At 56.5% G+C, this 21,651-nt stretch carries 22 protein-coding genes; 18 read left to right on the forward strand and 4 right to left on the reverse strand.

Annotation, left to right across the window (positions count from 1 at the left end; all coding sequences use genetic code 11):
- From ugpB to ugpQ, 5 genes are all read left to right on the forward strand, one after another.
- The coding region (gene ugpB / locus LDK53_RS17935; RefSeq protein ID WP_225287736.1) for a sn-glycerol-3-phosphate ABC transporter substrate-binding protein UgpB at positions 1 to 729 on the forward strand (729 nt) is incomplete at its 5' end.
- A gap of 123 nt (positions 730 to 852) precedes the next feature.
- A complete protein-coding gene (gene ugpA / locus LDK53_RS17940; RefSeq protein ID WP_023618241.1) occupies positions 853 to 1,740 on the forward strand; it encodes a sn-glycerol-3-phosphate ABC transporter permease UgpA in 888 nt (295 codons plus the stop codon).
- Entirely contained in the window at positions 1,737 to 2,582 is an 846-nt protein-coding gene (gene ugpE / locus LDK53_RS17945) for a sn-glycerol-3-phosphate ABC transporter permease UgpE (protein ID WP_047957533.1), read from the forward strand. Before ugpA ends, ugpE begins: the two co-directional genes overlap by 4 nt.
- A gap of 1 nt (position 2,583) precedes the next feature.
- On the forward strand, positions 2,584 to 3,654 hold the full coding sequence (locus tag LDK53_RS17950; protein ID WP_025757813.1) for a sn-glycerol-3-phosphate import ATP-binding protein UgpC: 1,071 nt from the start codon (positions 2,584 to 2,586) through the stop codon (positions 3,652 to 3,654).
- Positions 3,651 to 4,397: a glycerophosphodiester phosphodiesterase gene (gene ugpQ, locus LDK53_RS17955; RefSeq protein ID WP_047957535.1), complete on the forward strand. Its 747-nt coding sequence runs from the start codon at positions 3,651 to 3,653 to the stop codon at positions 4,395 to 4,397. Before LDK53_RS17950 ends, ugpQ begins: the two co-directional genes overlap by 4 nt.
- Here the strand turns inward: ugpQ and LDK53_RS17960 are convergent.
- On the reverse strand, positions 4,381 to 4,758 hold the full coding sequence (locus tag LDK53_RS17960) for a DUF2756 family protein (protein WP_047957536.1): 378 nt from the start codon (positions 4,756 to 4,758) through the stop codon (positions 4,381 to 4,383). The two genes, ugpQ and LDK53_RS17960, sit on opposite strands and share 17 nt — an antisense overlap.
- Before the next feature lie 123 nt (positions 4,759 to 4,881).
- On the opposite strand from LDK53_RS17960, the gene ggt reads away from it, so the two are divergent.
- Entirely contained in the window at positions 4,882 to 6,627 is a 1,746-nt protein-coding gene (ggt, locus tag LDK53_RS17965; protein WP_176472248.1) for a gamma-glutamyltransferase, read from the forward strand.
- A gap of 48 nt (positions 6,628 to 6,675) precedes the next feature.
- Here ggt and yhhY read toward each other — a convergent pair whose 3' ends face one another.
- Complete coding sequence (gene yhhY, locus LDK53_RS17970) at positions 6,676 to 7,164, reverse strand: N-acetyltransferase (protein WP_059386348.1); 489 nt, start codon at positions 7,162 to 7,164, stop codon at positions 6,676 to 6,678.
- Between the two features lie 256 nt (positions 7,165 to 7,420).
- Here yhhY and LDK53_RS17975 point away from each other — a divergent pair, with 256 nt between their 5' ends.
- The 5 genes from LDK53_RS17975 (at position 7,421) to gntU (ending at position 12,372) form a co-directional block, all read left to right on the forward strand.
- On the forward strand, positions 7,421 to 8,458 hold the full coding sequence (locus LDK53_RS17975; RefSeq protein ID WP_225287737.1) for an oxidoreductase: 1,038 nt from the start codon (positions 7,421 to 7,423) through the stop codon (positions 8,456 to 8,458).
- Between the two features lie 123 nt (positions 8,459 to 8,581).
- A complete protein-coding gene (locus LDK53_RS17980) occupies positions 8,582 to 9,277 on the forward strand; it encodes a pirin family protein (RefSeq protein ID WP_025757822.1) in 696 nt (231 codons plus the stop codon).
- A gap of 101 nt (positions 9,278 to 9,378) precedes the next feature.
- Positions 9,379 to 10,374, forward strand: coding sequence for a gluconate operon transcriptional repressor GntR (gene gntR / locus LDK53_RS17985; protein WP_025757824.1), 996 nt, complete (start codon positions 9,379 to 9,381; stop codon positions 10,372 to 10,374).
- 126 nt (positions 10,375 to 10,500) lie between these two features.
- Positions 10,501 to 11,028: a gluconokinase gene (gene gntK / locus LDK53_RS17990; protein ID WP_025757825.1), complete on the forward strand. Its 528-nt coding sequence runs from the start codon at positions 10,501 to 10,503 to the stop codon at positions 11,026 to 11,028.
- Between the two features lie 3 nt (positions 11,029 to 11,031).
- Positions 11,032 to 12,372, forward strand: a complete 1,341-nt coding sequence (gntU, locus tag LDK53_RS17995; RefSeq protein WP_045285558.1) for a gluconate transporter — start codon at positions 11,032 to 11,034, stop codon at positions 12,370 to 12,372.
- 106 nt (positions 12,373 to 12,478) lie between these two features.
- Here gntU and plsB read toward each other — a convergent pair whose 3' ends face one another.
- Entirely contained in the window at positions 12,479 to 14,899 is a 2,421-nt protein-coding gene (gene plsB, locus LDK53_RS18000; protein WP_225287738.1) for a glycerol-3-phosphate 1-O-acyltransferase PlsB, read from the reverse strand.
- A gap of 154 nt (positions 14,900 to 15,053) precedes the next feature.
- On the opposite strand from plsB, the gene LDK53_RS18005 reads away from it, so the two are divergent.
- From LDK53_RS18005 to LDK53_RS18020, 4 genes are all read left to right on the forward strand, one after another.
- Complete coding sequence (locus LDK53_RS18005; RefSeq protein ID WP_225287739.1) at positions 15,054 to 15,422, forward strand: diacylglycerol kinase; 369 nt, start codon at positions 15,054 to 15,056, stop codon at positions 15,420 to 15,422.
- A gap of 108 nt (positions 15,423 to 15,530) precedes the next feature.
- The gene (lexA, locus tag LDK53_RS18010; protein WP_025757830.1) at positions 15,531 to 16,139 is read left to right on the forward strand and encodes a transcriptional repressor LexA; all 609 of its coding nucleotides are present in this window, start codon (positions 15,531 to 15,533) and stop codon (positions 16,137 to 16,139) included.
- 63 nt (positions 16,140 to 16,202) lie between these two features.
- Positions 16,203 to 17,540 (forward strand): MATE family efflux transporter DinF, encoded by a 1,338-nt coding sequence (gene dinF / locus LDK53_RS18015; protein WP_104556503.1) that lies wholly within the window; start codon positions 16,203 to 16,205, stop codon positions 17,538 to 17,540.
- 120 nt (positions 17,541 to 17,660) lie between these two features.
- Positions 17,661 to 17,870: a CsbD family protein gene (locus LDK53_RS18020; RefSeq protein ID WP_014882139.1), complete on the forward strand. Its 210-nt coding sequence runs from the start codon at positions 17,661 to 17,663 to the stop codon at positions 17,868 to 17,870.
- A 49-nt stretch (positions 17,871 to 17,919) separates the two neighbouring features.
- On the opposite strand, the gene zur is transcribed toward LDK53_RS18020, so the two are convergent.
- Positions 17,920 to 18,432 (reverse strand): zinc uptake transcriptional repressor Zur, encoded by a 513-nt coding sequence (zur, locus tag LDK53_RS18025; protein WP_025757832.1) that lies wholly within the window; start codon positions 18,430 to 18,432, stop codon positions 17,920 to 17,922.
- Positions 18,433 to 18,547: 115 nt separating this feature from the next.
- Between zur and LDK53_RS18030 the strand changes: the two genes are divergently transcribed.
- From LDK53_RS18030 to dusA, 3 genes are all read left to right on the forward strand, one after another.
- Positions 18,548 to 19,036: a cupin domain-containing protein gene (locus LDK53_RS18030; protein WP_025757833.1), complete on the forward strand. Its 489-nt coding sequence runs from the start codon at positions 18,548 to 18,550 to the stop codon at positions 19,034 to 19,036.
- 172 nt (positions 19,037 to 19,208) lie between these two features.
- Positions 19,209 to 20,519: a conjugal transfer protein TraF gene (locus LDK53_RS18035; RefSeq protein WP_025757834.1), complete on the forward strand. Its 1,311-nt coding sequence runs from the start codon at positions 19,209 to 19,211 to the stop codon at positions 20,517 to 20,519.
- Between the two features lie 82 nt (positions 20,520 to 20,601).
- Entirely contained in the window at positions 20,602 to 21,597 is a 996-nt protein-coding gene (gene dusA / locus LDK53_RS18040; RefSeq protein WP_045285556.1) for a tRNA dihydrouridine(20/20a) synthase DusA, read from the forward strand.
- Positions 21,598 to 21,651: the final 54 nt, after the last annotated feature.

A 21,651-nucleotide genomic window follows, 5' to 3' on the forward strand; every position in this document is an offset into this window, starting at 1 on the left:
CAGATTGAAAACTTCAGCGCCTGGCACGGCCTGCCGGTTGCCACCAAAAATAACGGCTTCGACGGCACCGATGCGGTACTGGAATTCAACAAGCCAGAGCAGGTGAAGCACATCGCGCTGCTTGAAGAACTCAACAAGAAGGGCGACTTCAGCTACTTCGGGCGTAAAGATGAATCCACCGAGAAGTTCTACAACGGTGACTGCGCCATTACCACCGCCTCTTCCGGCTCGCTGGCGGATATCCGTCACTACGCCAAATTCAACTACGGCGTGGGCATGATGCCGTACGACGCTGACGTGAAAGGCGCGCCGCAGAACGCCATCATCGGCGGGGCAAGCCTGTGGGTGATGCAGGGTAAAGACAAGGGCACCTACAAAGGGGTGGCCGAGTTCCTCGACTTCCTGGCGAAGCCGGAAAACGCCGCCGAATGGCACCAGAAGACCGGCTACCTGCCGATCACCAAAGCGGCCTATGACCTGACCCGCGAGCAGGGCTTCTACAGCAAGAACCCGGGCGCAGATATCGCGACGCGCCAGATGCTGAACAAGCCGCCGTTGCCGTTCACCAAAGGCCTGCGCCTGGGCAATATGCCGCAGATCCGCACTATCGTGGATGAAGAGCTGGAAAGCGTGTGGACCGGGAAGAAAACACCGCAGCAGGCGCTGGATTCCGCGGTAGAGCGTGGGAATCAGCTGCTGCGCCGCTTTGAGCAGTCGACCAAATCGTAATTAAAACTAATCCCCCTCACCCTAACCCTCTCCCCAAAGGGGAGAGGGTTAGGGTGAGGGGGCTATTTTGTAGGCCGGGTAAGGCGTAGCCGCCACCCGGCATTGTTCAGGAACCCAATCTCAATGTCATCATCCCGTCCGGTGTTCCGTTCCCGCTGGCTGCCGTACCTGTTGGTCGCGCCTCAGCTGGTCATCACCGTTATCTTCTTTATCTGGCCTGCGGGCGAAGCGCTGTGGTACTCGGTACAAAGCGTTGATCCGTTCGGACTCTCCAGCCAGTTTGTTGGCCTGGACAACTTTACCGCGCTGTTCCATGACAGCTACTACCTGGATTCCTTCTGGACGACGATGAAGTTCAGCGCACTGGTCACCGTCAGCGGGCTTGTCGCCTCGTTGTTCTTCGCCGCGCTGGTAGATTATGTCGTGCGCGGCAGCCGTCTGTATCAGACCCTGATGCTGCTGCCGTACGCCGTGGCGCCTGCCGTCGCCGCCGTGCTGTGGATCTTCCTGTTTAACCCCGGTCGCGGGCTGATTACCCATTTCCTGGCAGAGTTTGGCTACGACTGGAACCACGCCCAGAACAGCGGCCAGGCGATGTTCCTGGTGGTGTTTGCCTCGGTGTGGAAGCAGATCAGCTACAACTTCCTGTTCTTCTTTGCCGCGCTGCAGTCTATTCCCCGTTCGCTGGTGGAAGCCGCCGCGATTGACGGCGCAGGGCCGATTCGTCGCTTCTTCCGGCTGTCACTGCCGCTGATCGCACCGGTGAGTTTTTTCCTGCTGGTGGTGAACCTCGTGTACGCCTTTTTCGACACCTTCCCGGTGATCGACGCCGCTACCGCCGGCGGCCCGGTACAGGCGACCACCACGCTTATCTACAAGATCTACCGCGAAGGGTTTGCCGGGCTGGATCTCTCTGCCTCCGCCGCGCAGTCCGTCGTGCTGATGTTCCTCGTCATCATCCTGACGGTGGTGCAGTTCCGCTATGTTGAAAGTAAGGTGCGCTACCAATGATTGAGAACCGTCGCGGGCTGACGATTTTCAGCCACACCATGCTGATTCTGGGGATCATCGTCATCCTGTTCCCGCTGTACGTGGCGTTTGTCGCCGCCACGCTGGACACCAAAGCGGTGTTCGACACGCCGATGACGCTGATCCCAGGCACGCATTTGCTCGAGAACATGAAAACCATCTGGACCCAGGGCGTGGGGGCCAACAGCGCGCCGTTCTGGCTGATGATGCTCAACAGCTTCATCATGGCGTTTGGCATTACGGTCGGAAAAATCACGGTATCGATGCTCTCGGCGTTCGCCATCGTCTGGTTCCGCTTTCCGCTGCGTAACCTGTTCTTTTGGATGATTTTCATCACCCTGATGCTGCCGGTGGAGGTACGTATCTTCCCGACGGTGGAAGTGATCGCCAACCTCAAGATGCTGGACAGCTATGCGGGCTTAACCCTGCCGCTGATGGCCTCGGCGACGGCCACCTTCCTGTTCCGCCAGTTCTTTATGACCCTGCCGGACGAGCTGATTGAAGCCGCGCGGATCGATGGCGCCTCACCGATGCGCTTCTTCCGCGACATCGTGCTGCCGCTGTCGAAAACCAACCTTGCGGCGCTGTTTGTGATCACCTTTATCTACGGCTGGAACCAGTACCTGTGGCCGCTGCTGATTATTCAGGACGTCAACCTCGGCACTGCCGTGGCGGGCATCAAAGGCATGATTGCCACCGGCGAAGGCACCACCCTCTGGAACCAGGTGATGGCGGCGATGCTGCTCACCCTTATCCCACCCGTAGTCATTGTTTTAGCCATGCAGCGCGCGTTTGTCCGCGGCCTGGTCGATAGCGAGAAATAAGATGGCAGGTTTAAAACTTCAGGCAGTAACCAAAAGCTGGGACGGCAAAACCCAGGTGATCCAGCCGCTCACGCTCGACGTGGCGGACGGGGAATTTATCGTCATGGTCGGCCCGTCCGGCTGCGGCAAATCCACCCTGCTGCGCATGGTGGCGGGGCTGGAGCGCGTGACCTCTGGCGATATCTGGATTGACCGCCAGCGCGTGACCGAGATGGAGCCGAAAGACCGCGGCATCGCGATGGTGTTCCAGAACTATGCGCTGTACCCGCACATGAGCGTGGAAGAGAACATGGCCTGGGGGCTGAAAATCCGCGGCATGGGCAAAGGTCATATTGCGGAGCGCGTGAAAGAGGCGGCGCGTATTCTGGAGCTGGATGGCCTGCTGAAGCGCCGTCCGCGCGAGCTCTCCGGCGGCCAGCGCCAGCGCGTAGCGATGGGGCGCGCTATTGTGCGCGATCCGGCGGTGTTCCTGTTCGATGAACCCCTCTCTAACCTTGACGCCAAGCTGCGTGTGCAGATGCGTCTTGAGCTGCAGCAGCTGCATCGTCGTCTGAAAACCACCTCCCTGTACGTTACCCACGATCAGGTCGAAGCCATGACGCTGGCCCAGCGGGTGATGGTGATGAACAAAGGCATCGCCGAGCAGATTGGTACTCCGGTGGAGGTATACGAGAAGCCCGCTACCCGCTTTGTGGCGAGTTTTATCGGCAGCCCGGCGATGAACCTGCTTGAAGGCCGCATCAGCAACTCGGGCACGCATTTTGAACTGGAAAGCGGGATGGCATTGCCGATCAACTGGTACTATCGTGGCTACGCCGGGCGTAAGATGACGCTCGGTATCCGCCCGGAACATATCGGTTTAACCTCACAGGCGGACGGCGGCGTGCCGCTGGTGATGGACACGCTGGAGATGCTGGGCGCGGATAACCTCGCGCACGGGCGCTGGGGCGAGCAAAAAATGGTGGTGCGTCTTGCGCATCAGGAGCGCCCGAAAGCGGGCAGCACGCTGTGGCTGCATCTGCCGGAAAATCACCTGCACTTATTTGACGGTGAAACAGGACAACGAGTATGAGCAACTGGCCTTATCCCCACATCGTCGCCCACCGGGGCGGCGGTAAACTGGCGCCGGAGAACACCCTGGCGGCAATTGATGTTGGCGCGCGCTACGGCCACACGATGATCGAGTTCGACGCTAAGCTGTCAAAAGACGGCGAAATTTTCCTGCTGCACGACGATAACCTTGAGCGCACCAGCAACGGCTGGGGCGTGGCGGGTGAACTGCCGTGGCGCGATCTGCTGAAAGTGGACGCCGGAAGCTGGTACAGCGGCGAATTCAAGGGCGAGCCGCTGCCGCTGCTGGCGGAAGTGGCCGACCGCTGCCGTCAGCACGGCATGATGGCCAATATCGAAATTAAACCGACCACCGGCACCGGGCCGCTGACGGGCAAGGTGATTGCTCTTGCCGCGCGCGAGCTGTGGGAAGGGATGACGCCACCGCTGCTCTCCTCGTTTGAAATCGACGCGCTGGAAGCCGCACAGGCAGCCGTACCGGCGCTGCCGCGCGGGCTATTGCTGGACGAGTGGCGTGAAGACTGGCGCGAGCTGACGACGCGTTTAGGCTGCGTGTCTATCCACCTTAACCACAAGCTGCTGGATGAGGCGCGGGTGAAGATGTTGAAAGCGGAAGGGCTGCATATTCTGGTCTACACCGTTAACAAACCCCAGCGTGCGGCTGAGCTGCTGCGCTGGGGCGTGGACTGCATCTGTACCGATGCGATTGACCTGATCGGTCCGGACTTTAGTTCTGCGGATTAAGCATACTGCCATTCGACTGCGGCGGCAGCATATGCTGCTGCCCGCTGCCTGACGACGTCATGCCACCTAACATCCCGCCGTTTTTATTGGGCAGCGGCTGTTCGCGGACCTGGCCCTGCTGCACGCGCTGGGTGTTGGCGTTCATCTGATTTTGCAGACTCTGCTGCTGCAGCTGGGTCTGGGTTCTTAGCTGCTGGTTCAGCATCCCTTTTTGCTGTTGCTGCTGGCTCATCATCTCGGTCTGCATACGCTGCTGGCTCGGGATAACGTAACCCGGCTGGTTCGGGTTATTCATCGTATTGAGTGGCTGTGCGAGCGCGGCAAACGGGATCAGCGCCGTAAGAATCATCAAGCGTTTCATTGTCATTTCCTCCTCTTGAGGTCTCTCTTAAGTTTACCCCGATTTCACCATGACGATGATTTTTTAGGAGTTGTGAACCAGGCTTAAGCGGGGAATATGGATCCCTTCACCTGGAGAACAATAATGATGAAACCAACGTTTTTGCGGTGGGTCGCCATCGCTGCGCTGATGGCAGGCGGCACATTTAGCGTGGCGGCCAACCCGCCAGCGGCGCCTCCGGTCTCTTACGGCGTGGAGGAAGATGTCTTTCATCCCGTGCGGGCAACGCATGGCATGGTGGCCTCTGTGGATGCGCTGGCAACGAAAGTGGGCGTCGATATTCTTAAGCAGGGCGGTAATGCGGTGGATGCCGCGGTGGCGGTCGGCTACGCGCTGGCGGTGACGCATCCGCAGGCAGGGAACCTGGGCGGTGGCGGCTTTATGATGCTGCGCACCAAAGACGGGAAAACCACCGCCATCGACTTCCGCGAGATGGCGCCTGCTCAGGCTTCCCGCGATATGTTCCTCGACGATCAGGGTAACCCCGACAGTAAAAAATCCCTCACGTCACATCTCGCCTCCGGCACGCCGGGCACCGTTGCGGGCTTCTCGCTGGCGCTGGAAAAATACGGCACGATGCCGCTGAATAAAGTGGTGCAGCCTGCAATAAAACTGGCGCGGGAAGGTTTTATCGTGAATGACGCCCTGGCCGATGACCTCAAAACCTACGGCAGCGAAGTCATTCCCCATCACGAGAACAGTAAGGCTATCTTCTGGAAAGACGGCGAGCCGCTGAAGAAGGGCGATAAGCTGGTGCAGAAGAACCTTGCCAAAAGCCTGGAGCTGATTGCGGAACACGGTCCGGACGCGTTCTACAAAGGGGCGATTGCCGACCAGATTGCGCAAGAGATGCAAAAGAACGGCGGGCTCATCACCAAAGCGGATCTGGCGGAGTACAAAGCCGTAGAGCGCGAGCCGATTAGCGGAACCTATCGCGGCTACGAAGTTTTCTCCATGCCACCGCCGTCTTCCGGGGGTATTCACATTGTGCAGATCCTCAACATTCTCGAAAACTTCGATATGCACAAGTTCGGCTTCGGCAGTGCGGATGCCATGCAGATAATGGCGGAAGCGGAGAAACGCGCCTACGCTGACCGGTCGGAGTACCTCGGCGACCCGGACTTCGTGAAGGTGCCGTGGCAGGCGCTGACCAACAAGGCGTATGCCAAATCCATTGCCGATCAAATTGATATCAATAAGGCGAAGCCGTCGAGCGAGATCCGCCCCGGCAAGCTGGCGCCGTACGAGAGCAACCAGACCACCCACTTCTCGGTGGTGGATAAAGACGGTAACGCAGTTGCGGTGACCTATACGCTCAACACCACGTTTGGTACCGGGATTGTGGCGGGCAACAGCGGCATTCTGCTCAACAACGAGATGGACGACTTCTCCGCCAAGCCAGGCGTGCCGAACGTCTACGGGCTGGTCGGCGGCGATGCGAACGCGGTAGGGCCGAAGAAACGCCCGCTGTCGTCTATGTCGCCCACTATCGTGGTGAAAGACGGTAAGACCTGGCTGGTGACGGGCAGTCCGGGCGGCAGCCGGATTATCACCACCGTGCTGCAGATGGTGGTGAACAGTATCGACTTTGGGATGAACGTCGCGGAAGCGACCAACGCGCCACGTTTCCATCACCAGTGGCTGCCGGATGAACTGCGCGTTGAGAAGGGCTTTAGCCCGGACACCCTTAAACTGCTGGAGCAGCGCGGACAGAAGGTGGCGGTGAAAGAGGCGATGGGCAGTACCCAGAGCATTATGGTGGGTCCAGACGGGGCACTGTTTGGCGCGTCAGACCCGCGTTCGGTGGATGATTTAACGGCGGGGTATTGACGGTTCCCCTCACCCTAACCCTCTCCCCATTGGGGAGAGGGGAATGTGTCACTTCATTCTCGCCATATAATACGCGTCAACATATTCACCGTTGCGCAGGGCATAGCGCTTGCCGGTGCCTTCAATTTCGAACCCGTGTTTTTTGTACACCGCAATCGCCGGTTCGTTATCGACAAACACCGTCAGCTCAATGCGGTCAACGCGCAGCCAGTTATCGCACATATCAATCATGGTGCGCATCAGCGCGCTGGCAACGCCCCGGTTTTGCCACTGCGCGCCGACACAAATCCCAAAATCAGCCACATGGCTGCGACGCGGGCGTTGCGCGACGGCGATGCACAGATGGCCAGCGACTTGACCGTCTATGCAGGCGACGAGCTGCTTGATGCCGGGCTGGTCGGATAGCCGTTCTTGCCACATCTGCTCAGAGGGATGAGGAACCTGTAGTGTGTTGTGGTACACCTCCGGCTGGGCGTGGATCTGACGAATGGCGTCATAATCTTTCGGTTCCGCATGGCGTATCACTATCTCACTCATTCCTTGTTCCTCAGTCAGTTAAATGTCCCTTTCAACATCAATGAGTTTAAAATTTGAGTCAACCGCTATTTTTTGCAAAAAGTATTGGACAAGTGCGAATGAGAATGATTATTATTGCTTTGCATTCAGGAGGACCGCTACGGGAACCTGAAAGCACGACATTGCTCACATTGCTTCCAGTATTACTTTAGCCAGCTTTTAGCTGGCTTTTTTTTTGTTATGGTTAGACTCAGTAACCTTCCAAAAGGACTGAGCCATGACACTACATTGCGCATTTATTGGATTTGGTAAAAGCACCACCCGCTATCACCTTCCGTATGTCCTCAACCGTAAAGACAGCTGGCATGTGGCGCATATCTACCGTCGCCTCGCGAAGCCGGAAGAGCAATCCCCGCAGTATTCCCATATTCATTTCACCAGCGATCTGGATGAGGTGCTGGGCGACCCGCAGGTTAACCTGGTCGTCGTCTGTACCCATGCCGACAGCCATTTTGACTATGCGAAACGCGCGCTCGAAGCGGGCAAAAACGTGCTGGTAGAAAAGCCCTTCACCCCGACTATCGCCGAAGCGAAGGCGCTATTCGCGCTGGCGAAAAGCAAAGGCCTGACCGTCACGCCGTATCAGAACCGACGCTTTGACAGCTGCTTCCTGACGGCGAAAAAAGCGATTGAGAGCGGCAAGCTGGGCGAGATCGTGGAAATCGAAAGCCACTTCGACTACTACCGTCCGGTGGCGGAAACCCAACCCGGCCTGCCGCAGGACGGTTCCTTCTACGGTCTCGGCGTCCATACGATGGATCAGATCATCTCCCTGTTTGGTCGCCCTGACCACGTGGCGTACGACATTCGCAGCCTGCGCAACAAAGCCAACCCGGATGACACCTTTGAAGCGCAGCTGTTTTACGGCGATCTCAAAGCCATCGTTAAGACCAGCCATCTGGTGAAAATCGACTACCCGAAATTTATCGTTCACGGCACCAAAGGTTCGTTTATCAAATACGGTATCGACCAGCAGGAGACCAGCCTGAAGGCCAACATCATGCCGGGTGAACCGGGCTTTGCGGCGGATGATTCCGTGGGCGTGCTGGAGTACGTCAACGCTGAGGGGGTGACGGTCCGAGAAGAGCTTACGCCAGAAACCGGCGACTATGGCCGCGTCTATGACGCACTGTTTGCGACCCTGACTCGCGGCACGCCGAATTACGTCAAGGAATCTGACGTTCTGACCAACCTCGAAATCCTTGAGCGGGCCTTTGAACAGGCTTCTCCTGCCACGGTAACCCTCGCGAAATAAGCAAAAATGGCTCCTCTGCGCTTGTTCATAATTTTTGAACAGAGGAGTCAATTTTCACCCTCTATGATCCCAGACCGTTTGCGTCCACACTTACTCCATCGAAACGAACTGAGGGTGAAAACAATGATCTACTTACGCAAAGCAAACGAACGTGGTCACGCGAATCATGGCTGGCTGGACTCATGGCATTCATTCTCGTTTGCCGACTACTACGACCCGAATTTTATGGGCTTCTCCGCACTGCGCGTGATTAACGATGATGTCATCGATGCAGGCCAGGGCTTCGGTACCCATCCGCACAAAGACATGGAAATCCTCACCTATGTGCTGGAAGGCGCGGTGGAGCACCAGGACAGCATGGGCAACAAAGAGCAGGTTCCGGCGGGCGAGTTCCAGATTATGAGCGCGGGTACCGGGGTTCGTCACTCCGAGTACAACCCGAGCAAAACGGAAAAACTGCACCTGTATCAAATCTGGATCATTCCAGAAGAGACCGGCATTACGCCGCGCTATGAGCAGCGCCGCTTCGACGCGAAACAGGGCAAACAGCTGGTACTGTCCCCGGATGCGCGCGACGGTTCCCTGAAAGTACATCAGGATATGGAATTGTACCGCTGGGCGCTGGCGAAAGATGAACAGTCTGTACATCAGATTGCCGCTAACCGCCGCGTCTGGATCCAGGTGGTGAAAGGTGAGGTCTCCATCAACGGAACGAAAGCGACAACCGCCGATGGTCTGGCAGTCTGGGATGAGCAGGCGCTCTCCGTGCATGCCGACAGCGAAAGTGAAATTCTGCTGTTTGACCTGCCGCCAGTGTAATAAAACATAAATAAATACCCATCCTTCCCTTTGACAGGGGAAGGATGGGCTTTGTCCGTGATAAACTGAGCAAATCTCTCTCTTCAAGATTTCTCAGGACGATGAAAAAGAAACGCCCCGTACTTCAGGATGTCGCCGATCGCGTCGGTGTGACCAAAATGACGGTCAGCCGTTTTTTACGTAACCCGGAGCAGGTTTCCGTGGCATTGCGTGGCAAGATTGCTGCTGCCCTTGATGAACTGGGTTATATCCCCAACCGTGCGCCCGATATCCTCTCCAATGCGACCAGCCGTGCGGTGGGCGTCCTCCTGCCTTCTTTAACCAACCAGGTGTTTGCCGAAGTGCTGCGCGGCATTGAAAGCGTCACCGACGCCTTTGGTTACCAGACCATGCTCGCCCACTACGGGTACAAGCCGGAACTGGAAGAGGAGCGTCTTGAATCGATGCTTTCCTGGAACATCGACGGCCTGATTTTAACCGAACGTACTCACACTCCCCGCACGCTGAAGATGATTGAAGTCGCCGGTATTCCGGTGGTGGAGCTCATGGACAGCCAGTCGCCGTGCCTCGATATCGCCGTCGGCTTTGATAACTTCGAAGCGGCGCGGCAGATGACAGCGGCAATCATCGCCCGCGGACATCGTCATATCGCCTATCTGGGTGCGCGTCTGGATGAACGTACTATCATCAAACAGAAGGGATACGAGCAGGCGATGCTCGACGCAAACTTAACCCCGTACAGCGTGATGGTGGAGCAGTCCTCTTCCTACACCTCGGGTATTGAGCTGATGCGTCAGGCACGACGCGAGTATCCGCAACTGGACGGTATTTTCTGTACCAACGATGACCTTGCGGTCGGCGCGGCGTTTGAGTGCCAGCGTCTGGGGCTGAAGATCCCTGACGATATGGCCATCGCCGGTTTCCACGGCCACGACATTGGCCAGGTGATGGAGCCGCGTCTGGCGAGCGTGCTGACGCCGCGTGAACGCATGGGGCGCATTGGTGCAGAACGCCTGCTGGCGCGCATTCGGGGTGAGACGGTTACGCCGAAAATGTTAGATTTAGGTTTCACCTTGTCACCGGGTGGATCTATTTGAATCGACAAATTTGAAGTAGCTCACACTTATTCACTTCGCGCACGTTTGGATATTGCTTCTCTTTTGCCCCGGCAGGACAATGTTACCGATAACTGTTACCCGTAACAATTGACTGAGGGACACCCTTTGAGCACGACTAATCATGATCACCACGTTTACGTCCTGATGGGCGTTTCCGGTAGCGGGAAATCAGCCGTGGCCAGCGAAGTGGCGCATCAACTCCATGCTGCGTTTCTTGATGGCGACTTCCTCCATCCGCGCAGCAACATCATGAAAATGGCCTCCGGCGAGCCGCTGAACGATGACGACCGCAAACCGTGGTTGCAGGCGCTGAATGACGCCGCGTTCGCCATGCAGCGCACCAACAAAGTTTCCCTGATCGTCTGCTCCGCGCTGAAAAAAACCTACCGCGATCTGCTGCGTGACGGCAATCCGAACCTCTCGTTCATCTACCTGAAAGGTGACTTCGAGGTGATTGAAAGCCGCCTGAAGGCGCGTAAAGGTCACTTCTTCAAAACACAGATGCTGGTGACGCAGTTCGAAGCGCTGCAGGAGCCGGGTGAAGATGAGAAAGACGTCTTAGTGGTTGATATCGATCAGTCACTGGAGGGTGTTGTTGCCAGCACCATCGAGGTCATTAATAAAAGGCAGTAAGTTTTGAGTACATTAACGCTAGTTTTGACAGCAGTGGGTTCCGTATTGCTGCTGCTGTTTTTAGTGATGAAGGCACGTATGCATGCCTTTGTTGCTTTGATGGTGGTTTCTATTGGTGCAGGTCTCTTTTCCGGTATGCCGCTCGACAAGATCGCCGCGACGATGGAAAAAGGGATGGGTGGCACGCTGGGCTTCCTGGCGATTGTGGTCGCGCTGGGTGCCATGTTTGGCAAGATTTTGCACGAGACGGGCGCGGTCGACCAGATTGCCGTCAAGATGCTGAAATCCTTCGGCCACAGCCGCGCGCACTATGCGATAGGTCTGGCGGGGCTGATTTGCGCGCTGCCGCTGTTCTTTGAGGTTGCCGTGGTGCTGCTGATTAGCGTGGCGTTCTCTATGGCGCGCCATACCGGCACTAACCTCGTGAAGCTGGTTATTCCGCTGTTTGCGGGCGTGGCGGCAGCGGCAGCGTTTCTGCTACCCGGGCCCGCGCCAATGCTGCTGGCCTCCCAGATGCATGCTGACTTTGGCTGGATGATTCTGATTGGCCTGTGTGCGGCGATCCCGGGGATGATTATTGCCGGCCCGCTGTGGGGCAACTTCATCAGCCGTTACGTTGAACTGCACATCCCGGATGACGTCACCGAGCCGCACCTGGGCGAAGGCAAAATGCCCTCCTTTGGTTTCAGCCTGTCGCTGATCCTGCTGCCGCTGGTTCTCGTGGGCCTGAAAACCATCGCCGCGCGCTTTGTGCCGGTGGGCTCCACCGCGTATGAGTGGTTTGAGTTTATTGGTCACCCGTTCACGGCGATCCTGGTGGCCTGTCTGGTAGCGATTTACGGCCTGGCGATGCGTCAGGGAATGGCGAAAGACCGGGTGATGGAAATTTGCGGTGCAGCGCTGCAGCCTGCGGGGATTATCCTGCTGGTGATCGGTGCCGGCGGCGTGTTCAAGCAGGTGCTGGTGGATTCTGGCGTCGGCCCGGCGCTGGGCGAAGCGCTGACCGGGATGGGGCTACCGATTGCCGTCACCTGCTTCGTGCTGGCGGCGGCGGTGCGTATCATCCAGGGTTCCGCAACCGTGGCGTGTTTAACCGCCGTGGGTCTGGTGATGCCGGTGATTGAACAGCTCAACTACTCTGGTGCACAAATGGCCGCGCTCTCTGTCTGTATCGCGGGTGGTTCGATTGTGGTCTCTCACGTTAACGATGCCGGTTTCTGGCTGTTCGGTAAGTTTACCGGTGCCACCGAAGCGCAAACCCTGAAAACCTGGACGCTGATGGAAACCATCCTTGGCACGACAGGGGCGATTGTCGGAATGATTGCGTTTACGCTATTGAGCTAAACGCGATGCGTTAACAACGCTCAAAAAATAAGGCCCGGTAGCGTTAGCGCTTACCGGGCCTTTTTATTATCCAGGGCGTCAGGCCGGGCCATAACCCGGCATTGTGTTACTCGCCCTGCGTGGCGCTCTCAATTGTCAGGCGCACGTCTGAGGTGATCAGCTCTGCCAGCATCTGGTAAACCTTCAGCGTCTCTTCCGGCTCGGCATCACCCGTATCACTGATATAGCCTTCATCACGCAGCGTCAGAACCAGGGAGCTGAAGACCGCTTTGTCGAAGAATTCAGGCGCGTTAATGCCGTGCAGCACGGACAGGCGTTGTGCCAGCGTCCGGCTCTCTTTCTCCAGCGTACCGCGGTTGATGGACGGGTTCGCACTCAGCAGCCAGAACGTAATGGCGTAGCGCTGCAGCGTTTCGCGCGCACCGGCCGCCAGCAGCTGCAGGGTACGGGAGCGTGACGGATTGATGTGCAGCTCGTCATTCGTCACGGTGATCAGCCCCTGACGACGCAGCTCTTCGGTCAGTTTATCCAGCACGTCCGCCAGCTCGTCTTTGCTCCAGCGCAGGAACAGCTCCGCTTTCAGCATCGGGTAGAGTGTCTCAACGTGGTGCAACAGCGCCTGGCGCGAGATGCGACGATGCTGGGTAATAATGGCCGCCATGAGCGACGGCAGCATCAGCATGTGGGTGATGTTGTTACGGTAGTACGTCATCAGCACGGCCTGCTCGCGCGGCAGAATGATGATGTCGCCGATGGTGTCTTTTTCGACTTCGAACTTGTTCATCTGCAACGCGTGATCGATAAGCTCACTGGCCGTTGCAGAAGGTACGGTTGAATCAACCGAATACGGCACGTTGCGCATCATATCCAGATAGCAATCCAGCTGCTCTGTCAGCTGTTCACGGGTGAGCGAACGTTGACGTGAAGCCAGAAGCGCCGTACAGCACAGGTTCATGGCGTTAGCCGCACCGGCGTTGTTAATGCGCACCATCAACTCGGAGGCGATGCCGTTGACCGTTGGCGTCAGCCAGGCCGGACGAACTGCTTCGATAGGGTCAATAGACTCGCGCCACTCCGGAACGTGGTGGTTCAGGTACGTCATCAGCGGCATCGGCTCGCCAAAGTTGACGTAGCCCTGGCCGAGGTTGCGTAACTTGCTCAGGCCACGCAGCATCTGCGGCAGGCTCTCTTTCTCTTTGGTGGCCCCACGCAGCTCTTTGGCGTAAGTTCCCACTTCCATCACGTGCTCATAGCCAATGTAGATTGGCACCAGCGTGATGGGACGGGTTCCTCCGCGCAGCATCGCCTGGATGGTCATCGACAGCGTGCCGGTTTTCGGATCGAGCAGACGCCCGGTACGGGAACGACCGCCCTCCACGAAGTACTCCACGGAATAGCCACGGCTGAACAGCTCGCCCAGATATTCACGGAATACGGTGGAGTAGAGCTTGTTGCCCTTGAAGGTACGACGAATAAAGAAGGCACCCAGGCGGCGGAAAATCGGGCCTGCTGGCCAGAAGTTCAGGTTAATACCGGCAGCGATGTGCGGTGGCACCAGCCCCTGGTGATAGAGCACATAAGACAGAAGCAGGTAGTCCATGTGGCTGCGGTGGCAGGGAACATAGACAATCTCATGGCCATCATGCGCCAGCTGACGTACACGCTCGGCATTATGAACGTTGATGCCCTGATAGAGGCGGTTCCAGGTAAAGCCGAGAATACGGTCGGAAAGGCGAATCATCTCGTAAGAGAAGTTCGCGGCGATCTCTTCCATCAGCGCAATGGCGTTCTGCTGGGCTTTCTCATGCGAAATTTTCTTGCTGCGCGCTTCGTCTTCAACGGCGCGGGCAATCGCTTTGGAGGCCAACAATTTGTTGAACAGATCCTGACGCGCCGGGAGACGTGGCCCGACGGCAGCCAGGCGCTGACGGGCGAAGTGCATACGCGCTACGCGCGCCAGTTTTTGCGCGATGATCTTGTCGGTGCCGTGCTCGTCCGCCATTCGACGCAGCGACACGGAAGGGGAGAAACGGACGAAACTGTCGCGTCCCAGCCAGGAGACCGCAAAGAACTTCTGGATGCCGTTAAGCATGCGCAACGGTGGGTTCTCTTCCCCTTTTTCGCGGCCCGGGCGGCGACCAAACATCACCGACACCGGTACCATCTGCACATCCAGGTCAGGATTGCTGCGGTGCAGGTCGAGATAGTCATGGAACAGCTTGATGGACTCTTCCTTTGGCGTGTAATAGGTAAACACACGCGGCCCACCGTGGATGAACACGTAGCGCGGCAGCAGCGTACCGTCAACTTCCAGCGGTTCAAGCGGGTCAGGTAAGTCATGCGCCAGACACTGGGCGCGAAGCGTCAGTAAGTCTGCCTTCGAGTTATAAGGCAAAACATACATAATGGGACGCGACGTATCGAGCCCCAATTCCAGCGCGGGTTCTGCTGGGATAGACTTGCTTTTTACCAGGATGCTTAATGGTAAATTAAGTAATTTGTAGTAAATTCGTGGCCAGCCGGACATAAACGATGTAAAGCCTCTGGTTAATAATGCAATTGCGGCGCAAGGATAACAGAAAGCGCGCAAAATTTCTGTTGTTACCCGTCATACTTCAGGCGGTAGCGAAACGCGCTACAGCCCCTGTTACTGACGCTCTTTTTTAAAAAAGGTTCTTTTAATGGCCAATAATACCACTGGGTTAACCCGAATCATCAAAGCTGCTGGCTACTCCTGGAAAGGTTTTCGCGCCGCGTGGGTCAACGAAGCGGCCTTCCGCCAGGAGGGCGTCGCCGCGATTGTCGCGGTGATTATCGCCTGTTTCCTTGAAATTGATGCGATAACGCGCGTTCTTCTGATCGGATCCGTATTGTTGGTGATGATAGTGGAAATTCTGAATAGCGCTATTGAGGCCGTTGTGGATCGTATCGGCTCTGATTTCCACGAACTTTCAGGCCGGGCAAAAGACATGGGCTCTGCTGCCGTGTTGCTGGCGATTATCACTGCCGTTATCACCTGGGTCACGCTGCTTTGGTCACATTTCCGATGAGCCTCGAGGAATAATTAAGTCCCTGGTTTTTTGTGCAGTTTTTGGTTCCAAAATCGCCTTTGACTGTATATACTCACAGCATAACTGTATATACACCCAGGGGGCGGAATGAAAGCGTTAACGACCAGGCAGCAAGAGGTGTTTGATCTCATTCGGGATCATATCGGCCAGACGGGTATGCCACCCACGCGTGCGGAAATCGCGCAGCGTCTGGGCTTCCGTTCTCCGAATGCTGCCGAAGAACACCTGAAAGCGCTGGCGCGTAAGGGTGTCATTGAGATAGTTTCGGGCGCGTCACGGGGTATCCGCCTGCTGGTGGAAGAAGAGACGGGCATTCCGCTGGTAGGGCGTGTTGCTGCAGGTGAGCCTTTACTGGCTCAGCAGCATATTGAAGGCCATTACCAGGTCGATCCTGGTATGTTCAAACCGAGCGCTGATTTCCTGCTGCGCGTAAGCGGTATGTCGATGAAAGACATCGGCATTCTTGATGGCGATCTGCTTGCGGTTCACAAAACGCAGGATGTGCGAAACGGCCAGGTTGTGGTCGCACGTATTGATGATGAAGTAACCGTCAAGCGTCTGAAAAAACAGGGTAACACCGTACAGTTACTGCCTGAAAACAGCGAGTTCTCCCCGATTGTGGTGGACCTCCGTGAACAGAACTTCTCTATCGAAGGACTGGCGGTTGGGGTGATTCGCAACGGTGAATGGCTTTAATCTTTTCCTGACAGGCTACAGCTCCGCTGTAGCCTGATTCATTTCCCACTTCCGGTATTTTTCATGTCACTGCTGACGGCATCTGATAAGGCATTGTGGCGTCTTGCTTTGCCGATGATTTTCTCCAATATCACCGTGCCCTTGCTGGGGCTGGTCGATACCGCCGTTATTGGTCACCTGGATTCGCCTGTTTATCTTGGCGGCGTGGCGATTGGCGCGACGGCAACCAGCTTTCTGTTCATGTTGCTGCTCTTTTTGCGCATGAGTACGACCGGCCTTACCGCGCAGGCTTACGGTGCAAAAGATCCGTTGCGTCTGGCGCGTGCGCTGGTACAGCCGATGATGCTTGCGCTTGGCGCAGGGGCGTTGATCGTTTTACTGCGCGCTCCCCTGATTGACCTTGCACTCCATATCGTTGGCGGCAGCGAGGCAGTACTGGAACAGGCGCGGCGTTTTCTTGAAATCCGCTGGCTTAGCGCGCCCGCCTCGCTGGCTAATCTGGTTCTACTGGGGTGGCTCCTGGGCGTCCAGTATGCCCGTGCGCCTGTCATTCTGCTGGTGGTGGGCAACCTGCTCAACATTGTGCTGGATGTCTGGCTGGTAATGGGGCTGCAGATGAACGTGCAGGGGGCAGCGCTGGCGACGGCGATTGCCGAATACGGGACCTTTATTATTGGTCTGTGGATGGTCTGGCGTGTGCTGGTGATGCGCGGGATCTCCCTTACGCTGCTCAAAACCGCCTGGCGCGGCAATATCCGTAAGCTGCTGGCGCTCAACCGTGACATCATGCTGCGTTCATTGCTGCTTCAACTCTGCTTTGGTGCACTGACGGTCTTTGGCGCACGGCTCGGGCCAGACATCGTTGCGGTTAATGCCGTCCTGATGACGCTGCTGACCTTTACCGCCTATGCGCTGGACGGCTTTGCCTATGCGGTTGAAGCGCATTCGGGGCAGGCGTATGGCGCACGGGAAAGCGGGCATCTGCGGGATGTCTGGCGGGCGGCCTGTCGACAGTCGGGTCTGGTGGCGCTGGCATTCGCGCTGATTTACGCCTGCTTTGGCGAACAGATTATCGCGTTACTCACCTCCCTGCCGGCACTGCGCGAACTGGCGAGCCATTATCTCATCTGGCAGGTCATTTTGCCGGTGGTGGGTGTCTGGTGTTATCTGCTGGACGGCATGTTTATTGGCGCGACGCGCGGAGCCGAAATGCGTAACAGCATGGCTGTCGCGGCGGCCGGGTTTGGCCTGACGTTGCTGACGCTTCCGTGGCTTGGTAACCACGGTTTATGGCTGGCGTTGGCCGTCTTTCTCTCGCTGCGCGGGTTATCGCTGGCGTTTATCTGGCGCCGACACTGGCAAAACAATACCTGGTTCCCCTCACGCCACGATATATCGTGACGGTTAAAGATTCCGAATATGAAACTAACAGCGGAATCCTTAACTACAATAATTATCACGTCCAGCAGAAAAGAACGTAACGGACGTTACGACCCGACGCTTAACGAAGAGGACACGATGATGAATAAAGACGAAATCGGCGGCAACTGGAAGCAGTTCAAAGGTAAAGCGAAAGAACAGTGGGGTAAGCTGACGGATGACGATATGACCGTCATTGAAGGTAAACGCGACCAGCTTGTCGGTAAAATTCAGGAGCGTTACGGCTACGCAAAAGACCAGGCGGAAAACGAAGTCAAAGACTGGGAAACCCGTAACGATTACCGCTGGTAACGCTGAATAACCCACTGAGGCGGCTTAAAAGCCGCCTTTTCTTTTGCTGCTAACGTGGCTTTTTCTTAACCAGAATCGAGTGGTCGTGCTGACATGCGTCCTGATGACGACAGGCTTCCACTTCCACACACGCTGAGCACAGACCGTGTGCTTCAATCACGTTATGGCGCAGGGCAAAGCCCATTTTAGCGGCCAGCGTATGCATAATGTCTTCCACACCTTCCGCACCTTCTTCTTTCACCACGCCGCAGCGGTCACAAATAAACATCGCCGAGGTGTGGGTAGGCTGATCGAACAGATGACACAGCACATAGCTGTTTGTGGATTCGACTTTATGCACAAAACCCTGTTCCAGCAGGAAATCCAGCGCGCGATAGACCGTCGGTGGCTTTGCCTGCGGCTCGCTTTCGCGGAGCAGGTCGAGCAGATCGTAGGCGCTGATGGCACCCTGTTGCAGACTCATCAAGCGCAACACTTCAAGGCGCTGCGGAGTCAGGCGCACATTGCGTTGCGCGCACAGCTTTTCGGCCTGCGCTAACAGCTCTTTTGTGGACTTATCCATTTAGCACCCCGGATGTTATAGGACGGAAAACCCTCACTTTATCATGTTCTGCTAAAAACACCGAGATCGGCCAGTCTGTGCTATACCTGACCCATCGCAAACCGGGAGATAAACAATGAAAAGACCTGACTGTATTCGGCACTGGCGTGATGTTGAAGGTGCGGATGACTCGACTTACCCCGACAGCGATGAGCTGTTTTCCATCGGTGCGCCGCTGGCCCGCAAGCTCGGGCTCGGGCGCATTGGCATCCATCATGAGCGTTTGCCGCCAGGGCGCAGGACATCCTATCCCCACGCGGAAAGCGATGAAGAAGAGTTCATTTACGTGATTGAAGGCTACCCTGAAGCCTGGATTAATGGCTACTTGTGGAAGCTGGAGCCTGGCGACAGCGTGGGCTTTCCTGCCGGAACCGGCATCTGTCATACCTTTATCAATAACACGGACGAAGAGGTTCGGTTACTGGTCGTTGGCGAGGCTAACAAGAAGCACAACCGTATCTACTATCCGCTCAACCCGGAGTACGCCGCCACGCGGCAAGATCGCTGGGTAGACCATCCTCCCCAGTTTTTTGGGCCGCATGATGGAAAACCTGGGAAAAAATAATTTCCTCTTCTATAAATATTGAGGGCCGTCACAAATTACAACAGGCCGTAAGGAAGTTTTACTTAGGGAAAGAATTAGCGGGTCTTTTACTACTTATTCACAGCAATAGTTCGTTCCTGTTTGGGTGATAACAGACAGGGGTTATTTCATAACAGACTATAACGGGCATACTGTGAAAAAAAATTTTAAATTTTCGGTGGTTAGCATTGCTGTCTCCTTGTTTATGGCAAATCAGGCGGGAGCAGCCAATACCTGGACAGAATCACGCAGCGACGCAATGGGTGGCACCGGCGTGGCTTCGGGAAGCTATGGCAGTGGGGCGTTAATCAACCCCGCGCTGCTGGCAAAGGCAAAACCGGACGATGATGTGACGGTCATATTGCCTTCGGTTGGCGCGCAGATCACGGATGAAGACAATCTTCAGGACGAGATTGATAATATCAACGACAAAATTAATCACTATAAGGATGTGGTGGATAATCTTACGCCGGTTGAAATTATCACCAATCCATTAGGTTCTATTAATCAGTTCCAGGGCGCGGCAAAAGATCTTGCCGATGAGCTGGACTATCTCAAGGGCAAGACCGCACGCGCTACGGCAGGGGCAGGCATTGCCGTGAGTATCCCTAACGATGTCCTTTCCGTGGCGTTTATGGCGAAAGGCTACGCCCATGGTCGGGTGAGTTCGTCGATCGACCAGCAGGATATTGATTACCTCCGCGGTATTCAAAACAGTGATGCGGTCGCGGCCGGCGTCGCGCTGGATGCTGCGCTGAACGGCACGGACCAAATCACCAAAAACCTCAACTCGACGGCCTCTGGCCGGGCGGCAATTGTGTCCGACTATGGCGTTGCCATTGCCCGTCAGTTCGATCTTGGCGGCGTTCCGGTTTCCGTGGGCGTGACGCCAAAACTGCAAAAAACCTGGGTCTATAACTACACGACCTCAATCTACGATTACGACAGTAATAAGTGGAACGACAGCCGCTACCGTACAGACGATACGGGCTTCAACGTGGATGCCGGGATTGCGGCCGATTTCGGCGAAAACTGGACGGTCGGCGTGAGCGGACAAAACCTGATGTCGCGTGATATCGACACCAAAGATATCCGTATCCGCAACGGGCGTACGGGAGAAGTGGTGAGCTATAAAGACACCTACCAGATCCGTCCGCTGGTGACCGCCGGGGCCGCCTGGCACAACGATCTGGTGACGCTGACCGCCGATGGCGATCTGACGGAAACCAAGGGCTTCAAGAGCGAAGATACGTCACAGTATGTTGGCGTCGGTGCCGAAGTCACGCCGCTGAGCTGGCTGGCGGTGCGGGCGGGTTATCGCGCGGACGTGAAGGGTAACGACAGCAATGTCTTTACCGGCGGTGTCGGTTTCGCGCCGTTTAGCACCGTGCATGTTGACCTGATGGGGCTGTACGGCGAAGACGAGACCTGGGGGGCAGGGGCTCAGCTGAGCATGACGTTCTAAAGTCCACCGGAGGCGCTGCGCCTCCGGCTTTTCTTTGTGCTATAGTAGCGCCCCTTTTCCACCAGATGCTTAAAACTTCGCCATGTCGTCAGAATTACAGACTGTTTTTCCCGCACACCGTTTTTCCATTGCGCCGATGCTCGACTGGACGGACAGACACTGCCGCTACTTCCTGCGTCAGCTCTCCCGCCATACGCTGCTTTACACCGAGATGGTGACCACGGGCGCAATCATTCACGGCAAGGGCGACTATCTGGCCTATAGCGAGGAAGAGCATCCGGTTGCCCTGCAGCTGGGCGGCAGCGATCCGGCCGCGCTGGCGCAGTGCGCGAAGCTGGCAGAAGCGCGCGGCTACGACGAGATCAACCTCAACGTCGGCTGCCCGTCCGATCGCGTGCAAAACGGCATGTTCGGCGCGTGCCTGATGGGGAATGCTCAGCTGGTGGCGGACTGTATCAAGGCGATGCGCGACGTGGTCTCCATCCCGGTGACGGTCAAAACCCGTATCGGGATTGACGACCAGGACAGCTATGAATTCCTGTGCGATTTTATCAATACGGTTTCCGGGAAAGGCGAATGCGAGATGTTTATCATCCACGCGCGTAAAGCCTGGCTTTCTGGTCTTAGTCCAAAAGAGAACCGTGAAATTCCGCCGCTGGACTATCCTCGTGTGTATCAGCTGAAGCGTGATTTTCCGCACCTGACGATGTCGATCAACGGCGGCATTAAGTCGCTGGAAGAGGCGAAAGCGCACCTTGAACATATGGATGGCGTGATGGTCGGGCGCGAGGCGTATCAGAACCCGGGCATTCTGGCGTCGGTCGATCGGGAAATCTTTGGTATCGCAGGCGCAGACACTGACCCGGTTGCCGTCGTGCGTGCCATGTATCCTTACATTGAGCGCGAGCTGAGCAACGGCACATATCTCGGCCACATTACCCGCCATATGCTCGGCCTGTTCCAGGGGATTCCGGGCGCGCGTCAGTGGCGTCGCTACCTGAGCGAGAACGCACATAAAGCCGGCGCCGATATCGATGTGCTGGAGCATGCGCTGCGACTGGTGGCTGATAAGCGATAATTTTCGCTAAAAGTTCGTCAAATTCACCACGCCCTGCGACATGTCGCGGGGCGT

Source organism: Enterobacter sp. K16B (assembly GCF_020216105.1).
GTDB classification, from domain to species: Bacteria; Pseudomonadota; Gammaproteobacteria; order Enterobacterales; family Enterobacteriaceae; genus Enterobacter; species Enterobacter sichuanensis.